Source organism: Stenotrophomonas sp. NPDC078853, from assembly GCF_044901215.1.
In the GTDB taxonomy this organism is placed as follows: domain Bacteria; phylum Pseudomonadota; class Gammaproteobacteria; order Xanthomonadales; family Xanthomonadaceae; genus Stenotrophomonas; species Stenotrophomonas lacuserhaii.
In genome coordinates this window covers 133,656-155,936 of record NZ_JBJDOQ010000008.1, presented here as the reverse complement: position 1 = coordinate 155,936, position 22,281 = coordinate 133,656, and the positions used below count along the sequence as shown (strand labels likewise).

Sequence of the window (22,281 nt, the reverse complement as noted above, 5' to 3'; positions counted from 1 at the left end):
CGCAGGCGTGTCGAAGGCGGGGCGGGGTGACTGTGCAGGAACCGTCTTCTCGCATGGATGCGAAAAGCGAGCTTACAGGGACTTACTTGCGGCGTATCCTGCACAGTCACCCCGTCCCGCCTACCCAATGACAACGCGGGCCTCAGCCTTCCGCGATGGCGATCAGGCGTCCGCCGGTGACAATCCCATCAACGCATTGGCGTGCTCGCGCCATTCCGGCAGCTTGTGCAGCACGTTGGCGCGCTGCAGGTAGTCTTCGTCCACCGCTTCGCCGTTGACCAGTGCCAGCGCCACGTGCACCGCGCCGGTCACCCAGAAACTGCGGGTGTTCGAGCGCTGCGGCTGCAGGTGGAAGCCGACCGCCTCCACGATCGGCATCGGCAGGCCCCACAAGCCGAGCAGATAAGCGCCCGCTTCGGCATGTCCCGGACGGCCATCGTCGGTGCCTGCAGCGGCCGGTTCAGTGCGTTCGTTGCGTACCCCCGGCAGCAACAGGCCGATGTCGGCCAGCAGCGCAGCGGTGGATCCCAGTTCGGCGCTGGATGCCGGCAACAGGCGCGCGGCAAGCCGCGAAGCGAGCAGCGCGCGCTGCTGCAGCGCATTGCGTTCGGCCGCCGACAGCGTGGAGGCGGAAAAGACCTCGCTGGCCAGAACCAGGTCACGCAGCGTGGACAGGCCCAGGCGGGTCACCGCCGTACGCAGGTCGGAGATGGTGCGGCCGCTGCTGAAGAAGGCCGAGTTGGACAGCTGCAGCACCTTGGCGGCGATCGCCGGGTCGGCCGCCACCAGCTTGGCGACCTCGTTGCTGTCGGCGTCGTCGTCACGTTCCAGCGCGCGGGTCAGGCTCATGTAGAGATGCGGCGGGGAAGGCAGCTTCTCGATGCGGCCGATGGCATCGCGCAGGCGCGGGCTGTCCAGCAGTTCGCGCAGCTCTTCCAGGCTGCTCAGCGCCTCAAGCAGCACCTCCGGCGCCAGCGGCAGCGGCAGGAAACGATGGGCGATGCCGATCAAGCGCGCCGGCGGCGGGCGGTTGCCCTGCTGGGCATCGATCAGCGCCACGCGGATGGTTTCCGGGCGCAGGGTGCGGATCTGCCCCAGCAGCGTGGTGGCATCCATGTCCGGCAGGTAAGGGCTGACGATCACCGCATCCAGCGATGATGCCGCTACGGCCGCCATCGCGGCATGGCCGTCGACAACGGTGGTGGTATGCCATTCTTCCCCAAGATCGGCAATGAATTCGCTCAGCTCAGCCGGCAGGCTGGCTTCGTCCCCAACAAACAGAATGCGCACGACACGTTCCCCTTGCGGACCATGGCACGGCCATGGTCGATGTGAAGTGTCGCAATTTAACCGATTCGGCGTGACGAGAGATGTGCCACAAGGCCGAAAACCGCGAACTGCACCGCCCTGGCGGGGAGGCCAGGGCGACGGACGGAAGGCTCAGGCCTTGCCGTCGAGGTAACGCTGGTGGGCTTCGACCAGGATCGCCTTGGCTTCGGCAGCGCCGGCCCAGCCGTCCAGCTTGACCCACTTGCCCTTCTCCAGGTCCTTGTAATGCTCGAAGAAGTGGCCGATGCGCTCCAGCCAGTGGCTGGACACCTGGGCGATGTCTTCCACGTGGGCGTAGCCGCTGAACACCTTGGAGATCGGCACGGCCAGGATCTTCTCGTCGCTGCCGGCTTCATCGCTCATCTTCAGCACACCCACCGGACGGCAGCGCACCACCGAACCGGGGATCAGCGGCAGCGGCAGCACCACCAGCACGTCGGCCGGGTCGCCATCGCCACACAGGGTGCTCGGCACGTAGCCGTAGTTGCAGGGGTAGCGCATCGGGGTGGAGAGGATGCGGTCGACGAAGATCGCGCCGGTGTCCTTGTCCACTTCGTACTTCACCGGCTCGGAATCCTTCGGGATCTCGATGATGACGTTGATTTCTTCCGGCGGGTTCTTGCCGGGGGAGACGAGTTCCAGACCCATGGGTGTACTCCGGTTGTGGGGCGAAAAAAGAAGACCATTTTATGCGTTTGCCCGGCAGCGTGCTGCGGCATGCCCGCGACCGGCACCACGAGGTTCTCTGATGGAGCGAACGGCCGCGCAGGGGGAGGATGGATACACCTGCCGAAGGGGTGATTCATGTTTTTCTTCAATGACTTGAAGGTACGTTCCGGGCGTCCCGCGGCGTGGGCAATCAGCAGCCTGCTGGTGGTCGCCGGCATCGCCGTTGCTGCGGATGGGCCGCTGGCGCCCCGATCACCGGGGCCGGCGACCTTCATCGATCTGGTCGACCATCCGGCCCCGGAGGCCAACTGGGACCGGTTCCATGCCCTGGAGGACCATCTGGCCGGTGCCTTCCACATGGCATGTGGCGAAGGGGCCTGCCTGCCCCGGCGATTCCTGTGGCCGATGCAGCTGCGCTGTTCGGTCCGGGTGGCCGACGCCACGGTCGCGGCGTGCGTCTGGGTCATCGCCGGCAGCGATCTGCAGGTGCGCGCGTCAGGCAGCATCGACCCCGACGTGGTGGTCTGGCGTTGCGTGCTGCCGCTCGGCGACGCCGTCGCAGTGGACGCCTTCCACGCAGCGCTGGAGGTGGACGATCCGCTGGCGGTTCGGCTGCCCGGCGCGGCCGAAAGCCTGCGGCAGGCCGTTGCGCGGTGCCTGGCCAAGCAGGGCGCCGCCTCATGATCATCGCCGGAATGCTGCTGCTTGCGGCTGCACCGCTCGCCGCGGGCAGCCATGTCGATGCACGGGATTACCCCAGCGCGGGCGCGGGCGAGGCGGCCTTCGCGGTGATGGAACGCGCGCTGGTGCGCGGCTTCGATTACATCTGCGGCGACACCTTCTGCGAAGGCGACTACGGCAACCTGCGTGCCCTGCAGCTGCGCTGTGCGGTCTCCCGCGATGGCGGCACGGTCGCCGCATGTCTGTGGAGCTTTGCCGGCAGCCATGCCTCGGTCGGATCCTTTGATCCGAAGCCTTCGGTGGATGCGCGGACCTGGGCCTGCCGCCTGCCGGTGGTGCCGGGTACATCGCTGGCGGCCCTGCTGGAGCGCCTGCGCGGGCCGGACGCGCTGGATACGCCATTGCCCGGCACGGATGTCAGCAGTTACCAGGCGCTGACCGACTGCCTCTGAGCGCTGCGGCTCAGGCCGGATTCGCCTGCGCGGTGGCGTCGCTGTGCAGTGCTTCGTTCAACTCATCCACCACGATCGCCCAGTCGTTGTCCGACTTCAGCGACTCGGCCAGGAAATGACGCTGCCCTTCGCTCCAGAACGAGGCCGTGGTGACCTTGGTCTGCGCCGGCAGCTGGTGCTGCAGGATGAAGGCGGCGATGTCCGCTTCACCGGCGTCCAGGCCGAGCTGCAGGAACAGGTTGGTCATGTTCGGTTCGGTGGTGATCATCGTATCGCTGCATCTGCTGGGAAAGGTCACCGCCATTATGCCGGGACCCTGCGCGGGCGCGATGTGATGGATGTGCCCATCCCATCGCGCCCGCCGCTGTCAGAGCAGTGGCACCAGCAGCAGTGCCACGATGTTGATGATCTTGATAAGCGGATTGATCGCCGGTCCTGCGGTGTCCTTGTAGGGGTCGCCCACGGTGTCGCCGGTCACCGCGGCCTTGTGCGCTTCGCTGCCCTTGCCGCCGAAATTGCCATCCTCGATGTACTTCTTGGCGTTGTCCCACGCGCCGCCGCCGGTGGTCATCGAGATGGCCACGAACAGTCCGGTGACGATGGTGCCGATCAACAACCCGCCGAGCGCGCGCGGTCCCAGCAGCAGGCCGACCACCACCGGCACGGCGACCGGCAGCAGGGACGGGACGATCATTTCGCGGATCGCAGAACGGGTCAGCATGTCCACCGCGCGGTCGTACTGCGGCTTGCCGGTGCCTTCCATGATGCCCGGGATCTCGCGGAACTGGCGGCGGACTTCTTCCACCACCGCGCCTGCCGCGCGGCCTACCGCTTCCATCGCCATCGCACCGAACAGGTAGGGAATCAACCCGCCGATCAGCAGGCCGATGATCACCTCATGGTCGGACAGGTCGAAGCGGAACTCGATGCCCGGATTGGCCGCCTGCAGGTTGTGCGTGTAATCGGCGAACAGCACCAGCGCAGCCAGCGCCGCCGAGCCGATCGCATAGCCCTTGGTGACCGCTTTGGTGGTGTTGCCGACGGCATCCAGCGGATCGGTGATGGCGCGGATTTCTGGCGGCAGGTCGGCCATTTCGGCGATGCCACCGGCGTTGTCGGTGATCGGGCCGTAGGCATCCAGCGCGACGATCATGCCGGCCATCGACAGCATCGCGGTGGCCGCGATGGCAATGCCGTACAACCCGGCCAGCGCATGCGCGCCCCAGATCGCCACGCACACTGCGATCACCGGCAGCGCGGTGGACTTCATCGAGATCCCCAGCCCGGCGATGATGTTGGTGCCATGGCCGGTGGTGGACGCCTGCGCCACGTGCTGCACCGGCTTGTACTGGGTGCCGGTGTAGTACTCGGTGATCCACACGATCAGCCCGGTCAGCACCAGGCCGATCAGGGCGCAGCCGTACAGCGCGTAGGGCCCGAATACATTGTCATCCATCAATGCGGTGGTGACTGGATAGAAAGCGATCGCCGCCAGCACGCCGGACACGATCACCCCCTTGTACAGCGCGCCCATGATCGATCCGCCCGGCTTCACCTTGACGAACAGCGCGCCGATGATCGAGGCGATGATCGACACCCCGCCCAGCACCAGCGGATACAGCACCGCGTTGCGTCCGGCTTCGGCGATCATCAGGCTGCCCAGCAGCATCGTGGCGATCACCGTCACCGCGTAGGTCTCGAACAGGTCGGCGGCCATGCCGGCGCAGTCGCCGACGTTGTCACCGACGTTGTCGGCGATGACGGCGGGATTGCGCGGATCATCCTCAGGAATGCCGGCTTCCACCTTCCCGACAAGATCGGCGCCGACGTCCGCGCCCTTGGTGAAGATGCCGCCGCCGAGGCGCGCGAAGATCGAGATCAGCGAGGAGCCGAAGGCCAGCCCGACCAGTGCATGCAGGGCCTGCGCCACGTCCAGGCCGAGCCGCAGCAGGATGGCGTAGTAGCCGGCCACGCCCAGCAGTCCCAGCCCGACCACCAGCATGCCGGTGATCGCGCCGCCGCGGAACGCCACGTCCATCGCCGCGCTGATGCCATGCCGCGCCGCTTCGGCGGTGCGCACGTTGGCGCGTACCGAGACGTTCATGCCGATGTAGCCGGCGGCACCGGACAGTACCGCGCCGATCGCGAAGCCGATCGCGGTGTACCAGCTCAGGAAGATCCCGACCAGCACGAACAGCACCGCCCCGGCGATGCCGATGGTCAGGTACTGGCGGTTGAGGTACGCACGGGCACCTTCCTGGATCGCGCCGGCGATCTCGGCCATGCGTGCATTGCCACTGGGTTGGCGCAGGATCCAGCGCACCGAGACTATTCCGAACAGGATTGCGATGACGGCGCACAGCAGCGCCAATGACAGCCCGTGACGTTCCAGCATGACCTCTCCCGATGTGGATGAAAGACATCCAGCGGTGGTGAACTTCACCACGAGGGGGACGACGGGCTGCAGCCTTGTAACCAACCCGTAACTGACCGTGATGGTCGTCCGACGTATGGCGGTGTTCAGCATTCCCTGGTGGCCGCAGTATGCGGTCCGGGGCCAGCAGGCGCCAGCGCCTTTGCGCGCGGTTAAGCCAGGCTCTGCGACCGTGCGGCCACTACTGTCGTGGAGAACACCGATGCGCCTGCCCGTATTGATGATGGCCCTGCTGGCCCCGGCGCTGCCGGCGCTGGCGGTGGAAACGCCCGAGCTGCAGCGTGCGGTGGGCGCCGCCCAGGCGGTCGGCGCGGTGCATACCTTGCGCCAGATTCCCGAAGCCTGCGCGCGGCTGGAAGGCACCTTCACCGGTGATGCGGCGCAGCCCTACCGCTTCGCACCGGTACGCACCAGCGAGCAGTGCCAGCCGCGGGCGCGCTTCGTCGATTACGCCAAGGCGCAGCCGAGCGAGGCCAAGGGCTGGAAGCTCAACGACGTGATCCGGGTGCCGTCGGCGGCGTGTCCGGCCCAGCAGGCCGTGGTGCGGGTGTGGCGGCTGCCGGTGGCGCTGACCACCGAACGCGACGGCCAGGGCCAGTCGCGCATCTATCTGGAAGACGCCAAGAAGCAGGCCAGCAGCGGCGCGATCCCGAAGGTGACGATGTTCGCCGCGCAGCTGCAGATGGAAGGCAAGGCCTGCCAGTAGAACTGGTAGCGCCGAGCCATGCTCGGCGGGCGCCACACGCGGCCTGGATCGGACACCGATGCACGGCCCGGAGAAGCCGCCGAGCATGGCTCGGCGCTACCGGTATCAGCCTCAGGCCTCGAACGGCTCCAGCTTCTTCTTCACCGCGACATTCTTCAGTGTGACGTACTTCGGCAGCCCGTCCGGCCCGTAGGGCAGGGGGGCTTCGCCCTTGATCAGCGGCTGCAGGTAGGCCCGGGCCTTTTCGGTGATGCCGAAACCGTCCTTGCGGATGAAGCTGGCCGGCATCTTCTTCTCATGGTTGGCGATCTTCGCCAGCGGCGCCGATTCGATCTTCCAGCGGTAGGGCTTGTCGCTGCTGCGCACGATCACCGGCATCACCCCGTTGTGGCCGGCCAGCGCCAACCGCACCGCCGCCTTGCCCACCGCCTGCGCCTGTTCCCAGTCGGTCCGGGAGGCGATGTGGCGTGCCGAGCGCTGCAGGTAGTCAGGCACGGTCCAGTGCACCTTCAGGCCTAGCTGGTCCTTGACCCGGCCGGCGAGGTGCGCGGCCACGCCGCCGAGCTGGGTGTGGCCGAAAGAATCCTTGCTGCCGCCGGCATCGGCGACGAAGGTCCCATCGGCCGTGGCGATGCCTTCGGAGGCCACCACCACGCAGTAGCCCACCTGTTCGATCACCGCGCTTACCTTGGCCAGGAAGGCCGCTTCGTCATAGGCGCGTTCCGGCAGCAGGATCACCTGCGGGGCCTCGTCCGGGTTCGTACCGGCCAATCCGCCTGCCGCTGCCAGCCAGCCGGCGTGGCGGCCCATCGCTTCGTAGATGAACACGCGGGTGGAGGTCTCGGCCATGGCCGCCACGTCCAGCGCCGCCTCGCGAACCGATACCGCGGTGTACTTGGCCGCCGAGCCGAAGCCGGGGCAGGTATCGGTCACGGCCAGGTCGTTGTCGATGGTCTTGGGCACGCCGATGCAGCTCAGCTCGACCCCGCGCTCGCGCGCCAGTTCGGACACCTTCAACGCGGTGTCGGCCGAATCATTGCCGCCGTTGTACAGGAACCAGCGCACGCCATGGGCCTGCAGCACCTGCAGCAGCCGGTCGTAACGGGCTGCATCCTGTTGCAGGGATTTGAGCTTGTAACGGCAGGACCCGAACGCGCCGCCGGGCGTGTGGGCCAGCGCCCGGATGGCACTGATCGGCTCGCGCGAGGTATCGATAAGGTCTTCGCGCAGCGCGCCGAGGATGCCGTTGCGTGCGGCAAGCACCTTGACACCACGTGCGCGGGCTTCCTGGATCACCGCCGAAGCGGTGGCATTGATGACGGCGGTGACGCCACCTGACTGGGCGTAGAGCAGGGTGCCTGGGCGCATCGGAACCTCGTGTCGGGACAGGGACATTGCAGGGACATTACCCGGATGCGGTAAAGTGCGGGTATTGCGGTGCAGCGATACCGGTCCGTCCGGACGCCGTGCGTTCATGAATTTCAACACGTTGGAGTCAGCTAGATGCGATTGGTTCTGTTGGGGCCGCCCGGTTCGGGCAAGGGTACGCAGGCAACCCGCCTGAAGGAAAAGCTCGGCATCGCCCACATTTCCACCGGCGACCTGCTGCGCGCCGAAGTGGCCGCTGGCTCCGAGCTGGGCAAGCAGGCCAAGGCGGTGATGGATGCCGGCAACCTGGTGTCCGACGAGATCCTGCTCGGCATGCTGCGTTCGCGCCTGTCGCAGGACGACGTGGCCAAGGGCTTCATCCTGGATGGCTATCCGCGCAACGTGGCCCAGGCCAAGGCACTGGACGGCGTGCTCGCCGACATCGGCCAGCCGCTGGATGCGGTGGTGCAGCTGGACGTGGATGCCGACCAGCTGATCGAGCGCCTGGCGGGCCGTGCGAAGGAGCAGGGCCGTGCGGATGACAATCCGGATTCGGTCCGCCATCGCCTGCAGGTCTACACCGAGCAGACTGCGCCGGTGGTGGATTTCTATGCCGAACGGGGCACCCTGGCGCGCCTGGATGGCATCGGCGAGCTGGAAGAAGTCGAAGCGCGCATCCACGCCGTGCTGCCGAAGGCCGGATGAGGCCGTCGAGGCCTGCGGTTCGCGCCTGAAAAAACACAGGCCTGGTCCCTTCGGACCAGGCCTGTGTCATGTTAAAGCCAGCGGTGGGCTTGCTCAGGGCCCCGCAGCGTGAGCTCCCATGGGGATGGCCTCTTGGGGAGTAGGACCGGTTGGGAACTGCGGCTGGCACTGTGAATTGTGTCTATGTTCATAGGCAGCCGCTATCAGGATTTCCCTGACATGTCTTTGGCTTTGTCTGAGCTGTCTGTCGGACTTATCTGACCTTCTGCTTGTCAGGATGGCCCACCACCGGGCCGATCGGTAACAATGCGGGTCATGAGCAACGTACATATTCTTGGAATCGCCGGCACCTTCATGGGCGGCGTGGCCGCACTGGCGCGTGAGCTGGGACATGGCGTCAGCGGCAGCGACCAGGCGATCTACCCGCCGATGTCGACCCAGTTGGAAACGCTGGGGATCCAGCTGGACCAGGGGTATCGTGCCGACAGCGTCCCGCCGGACAGTGCCGAGGTGGTCATCGGCAATGCCCTTTCGCGCGGCAATCCCGCCGTCGAAGCGGTGCTCGACGCCGGCCAGCGCTATATTTCCGGCGCACAGTGGCTCAGCGAGCGGGTGTTGCCAGGTCGTGACACACTGGCCGTGGCCGGCACGCATGGCAAGACCACCACCACCACCATCCTGGCCTGGCTGCTGGAAAGCGCAGGGCGCGCGCCCGGCTTCCTGATCGGCGGGGTCGCCGAGGATTTCGGCGTGTCCGCACGGGTGGGGCAGGGCCGCGAGTTCGTGGTCGAGGCCGACGAGTACGACACCGCCTTCTTCGACAAGCGCAGCAAGTTCGTGCACTACCGGCCGCTGGTGGCGATCCTCAACAACCTCGAATACGACCACGCGGACATCTTCCCGGACGTGGCGGCGATCCAGCGCCAGTTCCATCATCTGGTGCGCACCGTACCGGCGCGCGGCCGGCTGATCGTCAACGGCGAGGATCCGCGCCTGGCCGAGGTGCTGGCGATGGGCTGCTGGACCCCGGTGGAGCGCTTCGGTTTCGATGCGACGCTGGAATGGCACGCCGAACTGCTGCGCGCCGATGGCAGCGCGTTCATCGTGCATCATCGCGGTCAGCGGGTGGGCGAGGTCCATTGGGCGTTGCTGGGCCGCCACAACGTGCTCAATGGCTTGGCTGCGCTGGCCGCCGCACACGCCGTGGGCGTGGTGCTGGCCGACGTGCTGCCGGCGTTGTCACGCTTCCACAGCGTCAAACGGCGGCTGGAAGTGATCGGCCAGGCCGGCGGCATTACCGTGTACGACGACTTCGCCCATCACCCCACCGCCATCGCCACCACGCTGGAGGGCCTGCGTGCCAAGGTGGGCGATGCGCGCATCGTGGTGGCGATGGAGCCCCGCAGCAATTCGATGCGGCTGGGCGCACACGCCGAGGCCCTGGCGCCTTCGCTGGCGTTGGCCGATGCGGTGGTGTTCCTGCACCGGCCCGGGCTGGAATGGGATGCCGCCGCGGTGATGGACGCGGTGCGCGGCCAGGCGCTGGCGGTGGCCGATACCGACGCGTTGCTGGCCCGGTTGGACGCCCTCGCCAGAGCCGGTGACCACGTGGTGTTCATGTCCAATGGCGGCTTCGATGCCGCGCCGCGCCGCTTCCTGGCGCAGCTGCAGGGGGCATGAGCGTGGTCGCGACGCTGCCGTTGTTTCCGTTGCACGCGGTGCTGTTGCCGGGTGCGAGCATCGGCCTGCGCGTGTTCGAGCGGCGCTACCTGGACATGCTGCGTGATTCGAGCCGCGACGGCGGTGGATTCGGGCTGTGCCTGATCCTGCAGGGTGATGAAGCAGGCGCGCCTGCGGTGCCTGCAGCCTTCGGCGTGGAAGCCCGGGTGGATGATTTCGACATGGGCAGCGATGGCGTGCTGCAGCTGCGGCTGCGCGGTGCGCGGCGCTTCCACGTCGAGCAGACCCGCGTGCGCGACAACGGGCTGGTGGTGGGCGAGGTGCGCTGGTGCGCGCCGGATACCGACGACGAACTCCGGCCGCAGCACGCGCTGCTGTCGACCCTGCTGCAGCACATCATCGAACAGGCCGGTGAGGACTATGCACCTGCCACGCCGGCGCTGCTCGACCAGGCATCCTGGGTAGGCTGGCAGCTGGCGCAGCTGCTGCCGCTGGAAGAATCCCAGCGGCTGCAGTTGCTGCAGCTCGACGATGTCCACGCCCGCCTGGACCTGCTGCTGGGCTGGATCCCGTAACGGCCGAGGCGTTATTCGGTGCGCAGGCGCAGCACCGGCAGGCCCGATCCCGGATGCACGCCTTCCTGCATCGGCAGGCCGTCCACCGATGCCTTGACCGCCGCCATCGCCGGGTCGATCCCGCGCAGCGGATGCCACATGCCGATCCACTCGAAGTGGCGGGTGAAACGCAGCGTCTGCGCACTGCCCAGCCACAGCGGCACGTCGCCCGGCTGCAGCACCTTGGTCGCCGGCCACAGGCGCAGCACGTGGCGCTCGTCCGGCCGCTCGCCATCGCGCACCATCAGCAGGCTTTCCACCTGCGTATCCAGCGTGGCCGGCAGCACCGGCAGCGCTTCCGGGCCGGTGTCCTGGTCGAGCATCAACAAGGCCTGTTCCCATCCGGCCTGCGGCTGCATCCTCCAGCCTTGTGATTCCAGCCGCGCCTGCAACGGGGCCAGCGGGCCGGCCACCTGCACGTCCAGCGGCCAGCGCTGGTCATCGTCGAATTCGTTGCGACGCGCCGGCATGGTCTGCCAGTCCTGCTGCCACCAGCGATCGGCCTGCAGCGGCGCCGGGGCGGCCTGGTGCGGTTCGAAGCGTTCCAGCTTGACCGGGATGTTGCGCGGCGCGTACCACACCGCCGCCACCAGGAAGGTGCCGTAGAACAGCCAGGCGACCGGCTTGACCCAGAACGAACGGTTGAAGCGGCGGCGGTAGGCGATGCCCAGCACCAGCAGCCAGAACAGCCCGAACAACATGCCGCCGATCACATCGCTCAGCCAGTGCGCGCCGAGGTAGATGCGCGAGAAGCCGATCAGGCTGACCACGAAACCGGACACCAGGTAGGGCCAGACGCGGGTCCGGCCAGGCAGCTCCCGGGCGATCAGCACGGCGAAGAAACCGAAGGTGATCGTCGCCATGGTTACCGAGACGGACGGGAAGCCGAAGCCGCTGCTGGCATCCGGCGGGCGCACCACGTCCACGGTGGCGCCCAGCAGCATCGTCAGTGCCAGGCCGAAGGCCAGTGCCGCCAGCCAGTGTGCGGCGGCCATCCAGCGCCGACGCCACAGCAGGTACCCCATGCCGACCGCGGTGGCCGGCAGCAGCACCTGCCAGGCGCCCAGCGAAGCCAGCGCGGCCATCGGGTAGTCGGCCAGCGGGTTGCGCAGTGCCAGCATCGCGTGGTGCACGGCCAGGTCGATGCGCAGTGGTTCGCCGTGCGCCACCACCACCATCAGCAGTGCGAACCAGCACCAGCCCAGCACCAGCAGCATCAGCGCCAGCATCGCCAGCGGCACCGATTCGCGCCGCTGCGGATCGAATACCGACACCGAGTAACGCCCCAGCGTGGGGTGGCGCTGCGACCAGTCCAGCAGCCGCGCCAGCCAGGTATCCATGCGTGCGGCCGACCAGCGATAGCCATACAGCACGATGGCCCACACCAACCCGAGAATCACGCCGAGCAGGCCAACCACCACCACCAGCCGCCCGGCGACCGCCGCGACGGCGTCATACGCGCCGCCCAGCACCCAGCCCGGCAACAGGAACAGGACCGCCCAGGACACGCTGGCGATGGCGCTGGCCCGCATGTAGCGGCTGGCCTGCATCTTCATCATGCCGGCGATGGCCGGCACGAACGGCCGGATGGCGCCGACGTAACGGGCCACCAGGATGCTCTTGAAGGCATTGCGGCGGAACATCGTTTCGCCGCGGTCCAGCAGCTGCGGATAGCGGCTGAAAGGGAACACGCCGCGCAGCCGGTCGCCCCAGCGGCGGCCGATCCAGTAACTGATGCCATCGCCGGCGAACGCGCCCAGCGCCGCACAGGCCACCGCATACGGGCCGGATATCTGCCCCAGGCCGATGAACACGCCCACCGCGAACAACAACGGCAGGGCAGGCACGATGGCGCCCAGGATGATGACCGCATCGCAGAAGGCGATGAGGAAGATGGCTGCACCGGCAAGCACCGGATTGGCGGCAATCCAGGCGAGGGTGGCGTCGATCCATGAAGAGTCCATCGCCGGATTATAAAGGCGTGCAGGTGACTGGTTGCCTGCTTGATGCAGGCTGATCGAGACACGTGGCTCGCCTGGAGGGATCGCCTAGAATGGGCCATGGCAGATAACCGCACGCTCGCGCAGCACGCGCTCAAGTCAGACAGTTTCGGCCGCATCCTGCTGGTGCAGCAGGCCGAAGGCCATTTCGTGCGTCGCGACCTGGGTGCTACGCCGTGGTGGTTGCGGGTGCCTGCCTGGTGGCTGGCACGACGCGAAGCGCGCGCGCTGCGACACATCGATGGCATGCAGGCGGTGCCGAAGCTGCTGGCATGGGACGGCCGCTGGCTGGACCGCAGCTTCATGGCCGGCGATGCGATGTACCAGCGGCCGCCACGCGGCGACGTGGCCTGGTTCCATGATGCGCGCCGTCTGCTGCAGGACCTGCACCGGCGCGGGGTGGCACACAACGACCTGGCCAAGGAAGCCAACTGGCTGGTGACCGAAGCCGGGCATCCGGCGTTGATCGATTTCCAGCTGGCGGTGATCGGCAACCCGCGTTCGCGCTGGATGCGCCTGCTGGCGCGCGAAGACCTGCGCCACCTGCTCAAGCACAAACGGATGTACTGCCGCGGATCGCTGACGCCGGTGGAAATGCGCGTGCTCAAGCGCACCTCGTGGGTGCGTGAGCTGTGGTTCGCCACCGGCAAGCCGGTCTATCGTTTCGTCACCCGGCGCATCCTGCACTGGGAAGACAACGAGGGACAGGGGCCCAAGCCCTGAGGCCGCACTGCGACCGCGCGCGGTGGCCGCGCGCATAATGCAGCGTCGGCGTTGGCCGGTGACCAGGAGAAACGTGGTGTCCAACCTGCAGGGCAAGACTCTATTCATCACCGGCGCATCGCGCGGGATCGGGCTGGCGATCGCCCTGCGTGCGGCGCGCGATGGCGCCAACGTGGCCATCGCGGCCAAATCCTCGGTGGCCAACCCGAAACTGCCCGGCACCATCCACAGTGCCGCCGAAGCGGTCACCGCCGCTGGCGGGCAGGCGCTGGCGCTGAAGTGCGACATCCGCGAGGAAGACCAGGTGCAGGCGGCGGTTGCAGCGGCCGTGGACACCTTCGGCGGCATCGACATCCTGGTCAACAATGCCAGTGCGATCTGGCTGCGCGGCACCCTGGAGACGCCGATGAAGCGCTTCGACCTGATGCAGCAGGTCAACGCGCGTGGCAGTTTCCTGTGCGCGCAGGCCTGCCTGCCGTACCTGCTGCAGGCGCCCAACCCGCACATCCTGAGCCTGGCGCCGCCGCCCAGCCTGGACCCGAAGTGGTGGGGGCCGCATACCGGCTATACGTTGGCCAAGATGGGCATGAGCCTGGTCACGCTGGGGCTGGCGGCGGAGTTCGGCCCACGCGGCGTGGCCGTCAATGCGCTGTGGCCACGCACGGTGATCGCCACCGATGCGATCAACATGATCCCGGGCGTGGACGTGCAGGGCTGCCGCACGCCGCAGATCGTGGCCGATGCCGCGCACGCGGTGCTGGTGCGCGAAGCGGCCGGCTTCCACGGCCAGTTCCTGCTCGATGACGAGGTGCTCGCCGCGGCCGGCGTGACCGATCTTTCCGGTTACGCGGTGGATCCCGCGCATCGACTGCTGCCGGATCTTTTCCTGGATTGATTCAACGGCGCGTTGACAGCGGCGTCTGCTATGGTGCGCGGCTGTAATCGTTTCCAACAGGGAAGTACCCCATGAATCCGACCTTCCGTACGGCCTTGCTCGCCGCCTCCGTTGCGCTTTGCCTGGCCGCCTGCCAGAAGGGCGCATCGACGCCTGCCGCCAATGAGGGCGCCGACAAGATCAACGCCTACATCGCCTGCTTCAACGGTGTGCAGCAGCCGATCCAGGAAAGCTTCCAGCGCTATGTTTCGTGGATCGCCGATCCGGCGGCCGGCCCCACCGGCAAGGAAGAAACCGTACGCGCACCGGGCACGGTGCTGTCCCACCGCGTCGAGTTCTGCAGCGCGCCGCTGACCGCCGCCCTGGCACAGCAGCCGGCCAATGCGGCGCTGGATCCGGCCGCGCGCCGTTACCAGGAAACCTTCACCGCGCTCAACGAGAAGATCGGCGATGCCGTGCGTTACTACGATCGCGAAGACTACAAGCGCGATGGCGGTGAGGGCATGCGCCAGCGCCATGCGCCGCTGATGCAGGCCTATTCGGCGTTCTTCGAAGCCGGTGATGCGATGGATGCGGCGCTGGAAGCGAACGAAGACCAGCGCCGCAAGGAGCAGATCGCAGCGATCGAGAAGGAAGAGGGACGCAGTGCGGCGTTCTACCACCTGAGCATCATCGGCGAGGGCAAGCAGCTGGTGAAGGTGCTGGACGGCGACGCGCCGGACCTCGCCGCCGGCCGTGCACAACTGGCGCGCTACCAGGCCGTGCTGGAAGAAGCGGCCAAGGCGAAGATCGGCCAGGGCGATCCGATGTGGGGCCACATGGAGCGTTCGGCGGACAAGCTGGCCAGCGAGGGCGGGCGCCGCATCGAACGCCTGCAGGCCAACCAGCCGTTGAGCCGCAGTGACCAGATCCTGCTGGAGAGCGGTGGCATGCCGCCGTCCGGCACCGCGCCGGCACTGCTGGCCAGCTACAACGACCTGGTCGACATGAGCAACCGCATGGCACGTTGAGGTCGGCAGGGCGGGGGCGCGCCTGCGCCGCCCGCCCGTTACACCTGGTTGAACAGTTCCGGCAGGGGCTCGGCGCACTGCCGGCAGTAGCGTGCGTCGGGCGCGTGGCCTTCCAGCCCGCAGCGCAGGCAGCCACGTCCATCGCGTTTCTCGTTGTGCTCGGCCTCGCGCATCGTGCTGGCCAGTTCGGCGGTGTAGATGCCGGTCGGCACCGCGATGATGCTGTAGCCGATCAGGATCAGGATGGAGGTGACGAAGCGGCCGAGCATGGTCTGCGGCACGATGTCGCCGAAGCCGACCGTGGCCATGGTCACCACCGCCCAGTACATGCTGCTGGGGATGCTGGTGAAGCCGTTGTGCGGCCCTTCGATCAGGTACATCAGCGCACCGGCGATGATGGTGATGGTGATGACCGTGAACAGGAACACCAGGACTTTGCGCCGGCTGCGCCACAGCGCCAGCATCAGCACGCCGCTTTCTTCGATGTAACGGGTCAGCTTGAGGATGCGGAACACCCGCAGGATGCGCAGCGCACGCACCACCAGCAGGCTCTGCGCGCCGGGGATGAACAGGGACAGGTAGGTCGGCAGGATCGACAGCAGGTCGATGATTCCCCAGATGCTGACCGCGTAGCGCAGCGGGCGCTTCACCACCGCCAACCGCAGCACGTATTCCAGCGTGAACATCGCCGTGAACGCCCATTCCAGCACGTACAGGCCTGCGGCCCAGCGCAGGTGCAGGTGCTGCACGCTGTCGACCATCACCACGATGACGCTGGCGATGATCGCCAACACCAGCAGCAGGTCGAAGTTGCGCGAAGGCTGGGTGTCGTGGCGGTAGATGATGTCGAACCAGTACCGGCGCCAGCCGGTGGCGCTGGCGGGATTGAGCTGTGGAGCGGAGAAAGGGCGCATGGGCGCATTGTGCCGCACCGGCTGCGGGGCGAGAATGGGCGCTTTCCGAAGCTCGCCGGACCGCCATGACCGCCGCCACCGACCCCCTGATTTCCCTGTCGCACTACTACCTGCCGGTGTACAAGCCGCGCCAGGTCGTGCTCGAGCGCGGGCAGGGCGCGCGCGTCTGGGATTCGCAGGGCCGCGAATACATCGACCTGGCGGCGGGCATCGCCGTGTGCGGCCTGGGCCACAACGATCCGGACCTGACGGCGGCGCTGCTGGAACAGGCCGGCAAGCTGTGGCACACCAGCAATGTGTTCTACAGCGCCCCGCCGCTGCACCTGGCCGAGGAACTGGTCAAGGCCAGCCGTTTCGCCGAGCGCGTGTTCCTGTGCAACTCCGGTGCCGAAGCCAACGAAGTGGCGATCAAGATGGTGCGCAAGTGGGCCTCCTCGCAGGGGCGCCCGGCGGATCGGCGGGTCATCGTCACCTTCCGCGGCAGCTTCCACGGCCGCACCCTGGCGGCAGTGACCGCCACGGCCCAGCCGAAGTACCAGGAAGGCTACGAGCCGCTGCCGCAGGGCTTCCGCTACGTGGATTTCAACGATGAAGTGCAGCTGGAAACCGCGATGGCCGCCGGTGACGTGGCCGCGGTGATGCTGGAGCCGGTGCAGGGCGAGGGCGGGGTGATGCCGGCCTCGCCGGGCTTCCTCAAGCGCGTGCGTGAACTGTGCGACCAGCACGGTGCGCTGCTGGTGCTGGATGAGATCCAGGCCGGCATGGGCCGCACCGGTACCCTGTTCGCGCACTGGCAGGATGGCGTGGTGCCGGACATGGTGACCCTGGCCAAGGCGCTCGGCGGCGGTTTCCCGATCGGTGCGATGCTGGCCGGCCCGAAGGTCGCCGAGACCATGCAGTTCGGGGCCCATGGCACCACCTTCGGCGGCAATCCGCTGGCCGCTGCGGTGGCACGGGTGGCGCTGCGCAAGCTGGCTTCCGATGAAATCGCCGCCAACGTCGAGCGCCAGTCACGCGCGCTGCGCGAGGGCTTGGAGCGCATCAACGCCGAGTTCGGCGTGTTCGGGCAGGTGCGTGGACGCGGGCTGATGCTCGGTGCGGTGCTGTCCAAGGAGCACCTGGGCCAGGCCGGCGTGATCCTGGACCACGCCGCCGAACACGGCCTGCTGACCCTGCAGGCCGGTCCGGACGTGCTGCGTTTCGTGCCTTCGCTGAACATCAGCGACGAGGAAATCGCCGAAGGCCTCAAGCGCCTGCGCGCAGCCGTGGCCAGCTATATCGCCGCACGCTGAGCGCTGCGGACGCAGTGACGGCCTCCGGCCGTCATTGCAGGCCGTGGCGCTTCAGCAAGCGGCCCACGCTGCGCCCGTCGCGCACGGTTTCGGCCTGCAGGCCGGCCAGCCGCGCACCGCGCACGTTGGTGAACAGGTCATCGATGAACAGCGTGCGCGACGGCGCGGCCTGCAGTCGCTGCAGCGCGCGTAGGTACAGCGCCGGATCAGGTTTGCGGCCACCCAGCGCGCCACTGCACAGCAGGCCCTCGCCCACGCGGTGGCACAGCGTCGGCAGCAGGGCGCGAAGCACCTCGGCCATCAACGGCCCGTTGTTGGTCAGCACACCGATGCGCACGGATTCGGAAAGGGCCAGGATCCGCTGCACCACCTCGGCGCGCGGCCGCGATGCCGCCAGCCGTGCCTGGATCCACAGCGCCTCGCTGACCTCGGCCTGCAGGCCCTCGCTCAACGCGCGCAGGTAAGCGGCGGTATCGGTCATGCCGCTGTCGTAGCGCGTTTCCAGGCCAGTTTCGAACAGCACCTGCTGCACCTGCGCGCTGTCCACGCACAGGCCGTGGGCGATATGCCGCACACGCACGCTGCGCTGGTAATCCAGCAGCACGCCATCCACGTCCAGCAGCAGCAACTCGATGCTCGGTTTCATGACCGAAGGATGCCCGATATGCCGGCGCGGCTGCGACAGCCGGTCACAGCCGCGCGCCGCCCTGCTTTCCTACAATGGGGCGCACCAACAACCAAGAGCAGCCAACGATGAAGCAATGGGCATGGGGGGCAGGGCTGGGCGCGGTGCTGTTGGCGCCGGCGGCAATGGCGCGCGTCTGCGCGGTGAACATCGACAGCACCGACCAGATGACCTTCAGCGCGCGCGAGATCAAGCTTGCCGCCGACTGCACCGAAGTGGCCCTGACACTGCGCCACACCGGCCGCATGGCGGCCACCGCGATGGGCCACAACTGGGTGCTGACGCGCACCGCCGATTACCAACCGGTGGCAATGGCCGGCATGCGCGGCACGCTCGCCGACAGCTACCTGCCCAAGGGCGATCCGCGCGTGCTGGCGCATACCAAGGTGATCGGCGGCGGGCAGAGTACCAGCGTGCGGTTCTCCACCCGCGCCCTGCAGAAAGGCGGCGACTACACCTTCTTCTGCTCGTTCCCCGGTCACTTCGCGATGATGAAGGGCAGACTGGTGTTCGGTTAGGCCTTGAAGGCGATGCGGGCGGCGGCGAGGGTGGCCTCGATCACCGCGTCGTCGTGTGCGCTGGACAGGAAGCCCGCCTCGTAGGCGGACGGGGCCAGGAACACGCCCTGTTCCAGCATCGCGTGGAAGAAACGGTTGAAGGCGGGGATGTCACAGGCAGTGGCCTGGGCATAGGTCTCTACCTTCTGGTCGGTGAAGAACAGGCCGAACATGCCGCCCACCTGGGTGGTGGTCACGCTCACGCCGGCCTCGGCGGCGGCCTGTTCCAGCCCCGCGCACAGGCGCGCGGCGCGCGCCGACAACTGCGCGTGGAAGCCCGGCTGCTGCACCAGCTCCAGCATCGCAAGGCCCGCGGCCATCGCCACCGGATTGCCGCTCAGCGTGCCGGCCTGGTAGATCGGGCCGGCCGGTGAGATCTGCTGCATCAGTTCGCGCTTGCCGCCGTAAGCGCCCACCGGCATGCCGCCGCCGATGATCTTGCCGAAGGTGGTCAGGTCCGGGGTGACGCCGTAATGCGCCTGTGCGCCGCCCAGCGCAACCCGGAACCCGGTCATTACTTCATCGAAGATCAGCACGGTGCCGAAGCGCGTGCACAGCTCGCGCAGGTGCTGCAGGTAGCCCTCGCGCGGCGCGATGCAATTGGCATTGCCGACCACCGGTTCGATGATCAAGCCGGCGATCTGCTCGCCCTGGGCTTCGAACAGCGCGGTGGCGGCATCGAAATCGTTGTAGGGCAGGGTCAGGGTCAGCTCGCTCAGGCCGGCCGGCACGCCCGGTGAGGTCGGCACGCCGAGGGTCAGCATGCCGCTGCCGGCCTTGACCAGGAACGAGTCGCCATGGCCGTGGTAGCAGCCTTCGAACTTGACGATGCGGCTGCGGCCGGTGGCACCGCGCGCCAGGCGGATCGCCGACAGCGTGGCTTCGGTACCGGAGTTGACCATCCGCACCATCTCGCAGGAGGGCACCAGCCGGGTCAGCGTCTCGGCCATGGTGACTTCCGCCGCGCACGGCGCGCCGAAGGACAGGCCACTGTCAGCGGCCTTCTTGACGGCCTGGCGCACCGCCGGGTGGTTGTGGCCGACGATCATCGGGCCCCACGAACCGACGTAGTCGATGTAACGGTTGCCATCCACGTCGTACAGGTAGGCGCCGTCGGCGCGTTCGACGAAGAACGGCTCGCCGCCCACCGACTTGAACGCGCGCACCGGCGAATTGACGCCACCGGGCAGCAGCGCCTGGGCGCGGGTGAACAGGGCGTGGGACTGGTCGTGGTTCATGCGGGATCCTTGAAGCAGGCGAGATAGGCACGCAGGGCGGAGACCGGGTCGGCGGCCTCGAACACGCTGCTGATCACCGCCACCAGGTCTGCACCGGCGGCGATGACGGGACCGACATTGTCCGGCGTCAGCCCGCCGATCGCCACCCGCGGCACGCCCAGTGCGGCGCTTTGCCGCAGCAGCTCCGGGGTGGCGCGGCGGGTGGTCGCCTTGCTGCGGCTGGGGAAGAAGGCGCCGAAGGCCACGTAGCTGGCGCCCGCGGCGACCGCCTGCTGCGCCAGCATCTGTTCGTCGTAACAGGACGCACCGATCAGCGCCGCCGGCCCCAGCAGCGCGCGTGCCGCCGCCACGCCCCCATCGTCTTCACCGATATGCACGCCGGCCGCGCCGACCGCATGCGCCAGCGCTGCGTCGTCGTTGATCAGCAGCGGCACGCCGTGACGTCCGCACAGCGCCTGCAGCGCGGTCGCCTGCTCGTGGCGCAGGGCCGCCGTGGCGGTCTTGTTGCGGTATTGCAGCCACGTGGCGCCGGCGGCGAGCAGGGGCTCGACACGGGCCAGCAGGCGCGCGGTATCGGCTTCGTCGGGGGTGATCAGGTACACGCCGCGAGGCGTGGCAGGTGCTTGGGACATGGATGGCTACCGGTTGCGTGGCCACGATGGGACAATGGCCGGAAAATGCATGGAAGGACGTCATTTTGAAGGGGAACATCCGATGAGCGACACCCCCCGGGCCCGGCTGCGCACCTGGATGTGCGTGGTCTGCGGATTCCTGTACCACGAAGCGGACGGGCTGCCCGAGGAGGGCATCGCGCCGGGCACGTCCTGGGAAGATGTCCCCGGAAGCTGGACCTGCCCGGACTGCGGGGTGAGCAAGGATGACTTCGAGATGGTCGAGCTGGACTGAGGCGGGCGTCGTAGCGGCCGCTCAATGCAGCCGCGTGCGCGGCCCGCCCAGGTCCACCAGTTTCTCGCGCAGGGCCTGCGCGTCGCCCGCATCGGGATTGCGCTGCACGTAACGCCCCAGGTCGCGACGCGCACCGGCCAGGTACTCCAGCTTCAGGTAGGCCAGGCCGCGATCGCGCAGCGCATCGTCGTTTTCCGGTGCCAGTTTCAGCAGGCGGTCGGCACTGCGCGCCGCACGGTCCCACTGGTGGTTTTCCGCATAGACGCCCTGCAGGTTGCGCAGCATGCGCATCAGGATCGCGCGGCTGGGCGCGGCATCGAGGATCTGCGCCAGCACCTGGTCATCCGGTCGCTGGCCACCCAGGTGGGAGCTTGCGCGCTCGCGCAGTTCTTCCACGCCCAGCGGCCGGCCGCCGTTGAACGGATCCATCACCAGCATTCCTTCTTCCATCGGCAGGCGTACCAGGAAGTGGCCGGGGAAGGACACCCCATCCAGCGCGATGCCCAACCGCCGCGCGACCTCCATCTGCACCAGGGCCAACGAGATCGGGTTGCCCAGGCGGCGTTCGAAGACTTCGTTGAGGTAGCTGTTGCGCGGATCGTAGTATTCGTCGTGGTCGCCGCTGTAACCCAGCTCATCGAACAGATGGCGGTTGATCGCGGCCATCTTCAGCGGTGCTGAAGGGATGATCTCCACTTCCGCGCGCAGGTGGTCGACATGGGCCTGCACCGTCGCGTCGTACACCGTAGGGTCCAGTGCCGGATACTCGTCGCGCGCGATCAGCAACGCAGTGGGCAGCAGTGGCAGCGACTCGTCGTCGAGTTCGGCCAGGGTGTCCCAGTCGGGCAATGTGATGCGCTCCTGCATGCCTACAGACTGGCGGCAATGCCGCAAGGTTTCAAGCTGCAGCAGGTGAAAGAATGCCGGCCGACGACCGGCATCCTGGTCCTTGCGGTCAGAGCGGCGGGATGCCCGGGCCCAGTTTCAGTTCAGTGCCGTCCTTCAACTTGATCTTCTCCGCCTGGCCGGCGTTGAGCTCCAGCACGTAGCGTGCCGGCCCACTGCTGGGATACGGCGGGCAACGGTCACCCGCCGAGCACGGCGGCACATCGCGCTGCTGGCTGACCAGCCTGCGTGCACTGTCGAAGTACAGGATGTCCAGGCCGATCCGGGTGTTCTTCATCCAATAGGCGAGGGGTTCCTCGCGCTCGTGGATGAAGAGCATGCCGTGGTCTTCGGGCAGGCTGTCGCGGAACATCAGTCCGCGCGCGCGGGTTTCATCGTTCTGCGCAAGTTCCACCTTGTAGCGGGCGCCATCGAGCTCCACCCAGTGCTGGGACGCACCGGTGGCGCAGCCGGCCAGCGCGAGCAGCGGCAGCAGGAGCAGGGAACGGATCGACATGGGGTTTTCCTTGAGAGGGGA

The 22,281-nt window shown here is 67.6% G+C and carries 24 protein-coding genes; 12 read left to right on the top strand and 12 right to left on the bottom strand.

What is annotated here, in order from left to right; all coding sequences use genetic code 11:
* Positions 1-162: 162 nt before the first annotated feature.
* Positions 163-1,290, bottom strand: coding sequence for an HDOD domain-containing protein (locus ACI2JH_RS10675; protein ID WP_101098185.1), 1,128 nt, complete (start codon positions 1,288-1,290; stop codon positions 163-165).
* Between the two features lie 150 nt (positions 1,291-1,440).
* Complete coding sequence (ppa, locus tag ACI2JH_RS10670) at positions 1,441-1,977, bottom strand: inorganic diphosphatase (RefSeq protein WP_042614993.1); 537 nt, start codon at positions 1,975-1,977, stop codon at positions 1,441-1,443.
* Between the two features lie 156 nt (positions 1,978-2,133).
* Here ppa and ACI2JH_RS10665 point away from each other — a divergent pair, with 156 nt between their 5' ends.
* Both ACI2JH_RS10665 and ACI2JH_RS10660 read left to right on the top strand, forming a co-directional pair.
* Complete coding sequence (locus tag ACI2JH_RS10665; RefSeq protein ID WP_404736160.1) at positions 2,134-2,682, top strand: hypothetical protein; 549 nt, start codon at positions 2,134-2,136, stop codon at positions 2,680-2,682.
* Positions 2,679-3,131 (top strand): hypothetical protein, encoded by a 453-nt coding sequence (locus tag ACI2JH_RS10660; RefSeq protein WP_349998329.1) that lies wholly within the window; start codon positions 2,679-2,681, stop codon positions 3,129-3,131. The genes ACI2JH_RS10665 and ACI2JH_RS10660 overlap by 4 nt, the downstream gene beginning before the upstream one ends.
* A 10-nt stretch (positions 3,132-3,141) precedes the next feature.
* On the opposite strand, the gene ACI2JH_RS10655 is transcribed toward ACI2JH_RS10660, so the two are convergent.
* Both ACI2JH_RS10655 and ACI2JH_RS10650 read right to left on the bottom strand, forming a co-directional pair.
* Positions 3,142-3,399, bottom strand: coding sequence for a DUF2789 domain-containing protein (locus ACI2JH_RS10655; protein WP_101098188.1), 258 nt, complete (start codon positions 3,397-3,399; stop codon positions 3,142-3,144).
* Between the two features lie 99 nt (positions 3,400-3,498).
* Entirely contained in the window at positions 3,499-5,526 is a 2,028-nt protein-coding gene (locus tag ACI2JH_RS10650; protein ID WP_404736159.1) for a sodium-translocating pyrophosphatase, read from the bottom strand.
* A gap of 241 nt (positions 5,527-5,767) precedes the next feature.
* On the opposite strand from ACI2JH_RS10650, the gene ACI2JH_RS10645 reads away from it, so the two are divergent.
* Positions 5,768-6,271, top strand: coding sequence for a hypothetical protein (locus ACI2JH_RS10645; protein WP_404736158.1), 504 nt, complete (start codon positions 5,768-5,770; stop codon positions 6,269-6,271).
* A gap of 111 nt (positions 6,272-6,382) precedes the next feature.
* On the opposite strand, the gene ACI2JH_RS10640 is transcribed toward ACI2JH_RS10645, so the two are convergent.
* Entirely contained in the window at positions 6,383-7,639 is a 1,257-nt protein-coding gene (locus tag ACI2JH_RS10640; RefSeq protein WP_404736157.1) for a 6-phosphofructokinase, read from the bottom strand.
* A gap of 135 nt (positions 7,640-7,774) precedes the next feature.
* Between ACI2JH_RS10640 and ACI2JH_RS10635 the strand changes: the two genes are divergently transcribed.
* From ACI2JH_RS10635 to ACI2JH_RS10625, 3 genes are all read left to right on the top strand, one after another.
* The gene (locus ACI2JH_RS10635; RefSeq protein WP_042614999.1) at positions 7,775-8,344 is read left to right on the top strand and encodes an adenylate kinase; all 570 of its coding nucleotides are present in this window, start codon (positions 7,775-7,777) and stop codon (positions 8,342-8,344) included.
* Positions 8,345-8,659: 315 nt separating this feature from the next.
* On the top strand, positions 8,660-10,024 hold the full coding sequence (gene mpl / locus ACI2JH_RS10630) for a UDP-N-acetylmuramate:L-alanyl-gamma-D-glutamyl-meso-diaminopimelate ligase (protein WP_404736156.1): 1,365 nt from the start codon (positions 8,660-8,662) through the stop codon (positions 10,022-10,024).
* Complete coding sequence (locus ACI2JH_RS10625) at positions 10,021-10,599, top strand: LON peptidase substrate-binding domain-containing protein (protein WP_182657586.1); 579 nt, start codon at positions 10,021-10,023, stop codon at positions 10,597-10,599. The genes mpl and ACI2JH_RS10625 overlap by 4 nt, the downstream gene beginning before the upstream one ends.
* An 11-nt stretch (positions 10,600-10,610) precedes the next feature.
* On the opposite strand, the gene ACI2JH_RS10620 is transcribed toward ACI2JH_RS10625, so the two are convergent.
* On the bottom strand, positions 10,611-12,602 hold the full coding sequence (locus ACI2JH_RS10620) for a bifunctional DedA family/phosphatase PAP2 family protein (protein ID WP_101098194.1): 1,992 nt from the start codon (positions 12,600-12,602) through the stop codon (positions 10,611-10,613).
* Positions 12,603-12,698: 96 nt separating this feature from the next.
* On the opposite strand from ACI2JH_RS10620, the gene ACI2JH_RS10615 reads away from it, so the two are divergent.
* From ACI2JH_RS10615 to ACI2JH_RS10605, 3 genes are all read left to right on the top strand, one after another.
* Positions 12,699-13,361 carry a serine/threonine protein kinase gene (locus ACI2JH_RS10615; protein WP_101098195.1) on the top strand — a complete coding sequence of 221 codons (663 nt, stop codon included), beginning with the start codon at positions 12,699-12,701 and terminating at the stop codon, positions 13,359-13,361.
* A 76-nt stretch (positions 13,362-13,437) separates the two neighbouring features.
* Positions 13,438-14,256: an SDR family oxidoreductase gene (locus ACI2JH_RS10610; protein WP_404736155.1), complete on the top strand. Its 819-nt coding sequence runs from the start codon at positions 13,438-13,440 to the stop codon at positions 14,254-14,256.
* Between the two features lie 71 nt (positions 14,257-14,327).
* Positions 14,328-15,266, top strand: a complete 939-nt coding sequence (locus ACI2JH_RS10605; RefSeq protein ID WP_404736154.1) for a YiiG family protein — start codon at positions 14,328-14,330, stop codon at positions 15,264-15,266.
* Between the two features lie 38 nt (positions 15,267-15,304).
* Here the strand turns inward: ACI2JH_RS10605 and ACI2JH_RS10600 are convergent, their stop codons facing one another.
* Entirely contained in the window at positions 15,305-16,180 is an 876-nt protein-coding gene (locus tag ACI2JH_RS10600) for an ion transporter (protein WP_101098198.1), read from the bottom strand.
* Positions 16,181-16,245: 65 nt separating this feature from the next.
* Between ACI2JH_RS10600 and ACI2JH_RS10595 the strand changes: the two genes are divergently transcribed.
* Positions 16,246-17,472 (top strand): acetylornithine transaminase, encoded by a 1,227-nt coding sequence (locus ACI2JH_RS10595; protein WP_404736153.1) that lies wholly within the window; start codon positions 16,246-16,248, stop codon positions 17,470-17,472.
* Between the two features lie 31 nt (positions 17,473-17,503).
* Here ACI2JH_RS10595 and ACI2JH_RS10590 read toward each other — a convergent pair whose 3' ends face one another.
* On the bottom strand, positions 17,504-18,118 hold the full coding sequence (locus ACI2JH_RS10590) for an HAD-IA family hydrolase (protein ID WP_404736152.1): 615 nt from the start codon (positions 18,116-18,118) through the stop codon (positions 17,504-17,506).
* 107 nt (positions 18,119-18,225) lie between these two features.
* Here ACI2JH_RS10590 and azu point away from each other — a divergent pair, with 107 nt between their 5' ends.
* Positions 18,226-18,675 (top strand): azurin, encoded by a 450-nt coding sequence (gene azu / locus ACI2JH_RS10585; RefSeq protein WP_319278684.1) that lies wholly within the window; start codon positions 18,226-18,228, stop codon positions 18,673-18,675.
* On the opposite strand, the gene hemL is transcribed toward azu, so the two are convergent.
* Entirely contained in the window at positions 18,672-19,952 is a 1,281-nt protein-coding gene (gene hemL, locus ACI2JH_RS10580) for a glutamate-1-semialdehyde 2,1-aminomutase (RefSeq protein WP_349998335.1), read from the bottom strand. The two genes, azu and hemL, sit on opposite strands and share 4 nt — an antisense overlap.
* The gene (thiE, locus tag ACI2JH_RS10575; RefSeq protein ID WP_319278689.1) at positions 19,949-20,584 is read right to left on the bottom strand and encodes a thiamine phosphate synthase; all 636 of its coding nucleotides are present in this window, start codon (positions 20,582-20,584) and stop codon (positions 19,949-19,951) included. The genes hemL and thiE overlap by 4 nt, the downstream gene beginning before the upstream one ends.
* Positions 20,585-20,633: 49 nt before the next feature.
* Here thiE and ACI2JH_RS10570 point away from each other — a divergent pair, with 49 nt between their 5' ends.
* Positions 20,634-20,858 carry a rubredoxin gene (locus ACI2JH_RS10570; protein WP_404736151.1) on the top strand — a complete coding sequence of 75 codons (225 nt, stop codon included), beginning with the start codon at positions 20,634-20,636 and terminating at the stop codon, positions 20,856-20,858.
* A gap of 21 nt (positions 20,859-20,879) precedes the next feature.
* On the opposite strand, the gene ACI2JH_RS10565 is transcribed toward ACI2JH_RS10570, so the two are convergent.
* Both ACI2JH_RS10565 and ACI2JH_RS10560 read right to left on the bottom strand, forming a co-directional pair.
* Positions 20,880-21,725, bottom strand: a complete 846-nt coding sequence (locus ACI2JH_RS10565; protein WP_101098203.1) for a SirB1 family protein — start codon at positions 21,723-21,725, stop codon at positions 20,880-20,882.
* Between the two features lie 88 nt (positions 21,726-21,813).
* Positions 21,814-22,260 (bottom strand): DUF192 domain-containing protein, encoded by a 447-nt coding sequence (locus ACI2JH_RS10560; RefSeq protein WP_404736150.1) that lies wholly within the window; start codon positions 22,258-22,260, stop codon positions 21,814-21,816.
* Between the last annotated feature and the right edge of the window lie 21 nt (positions 22,261-22,281).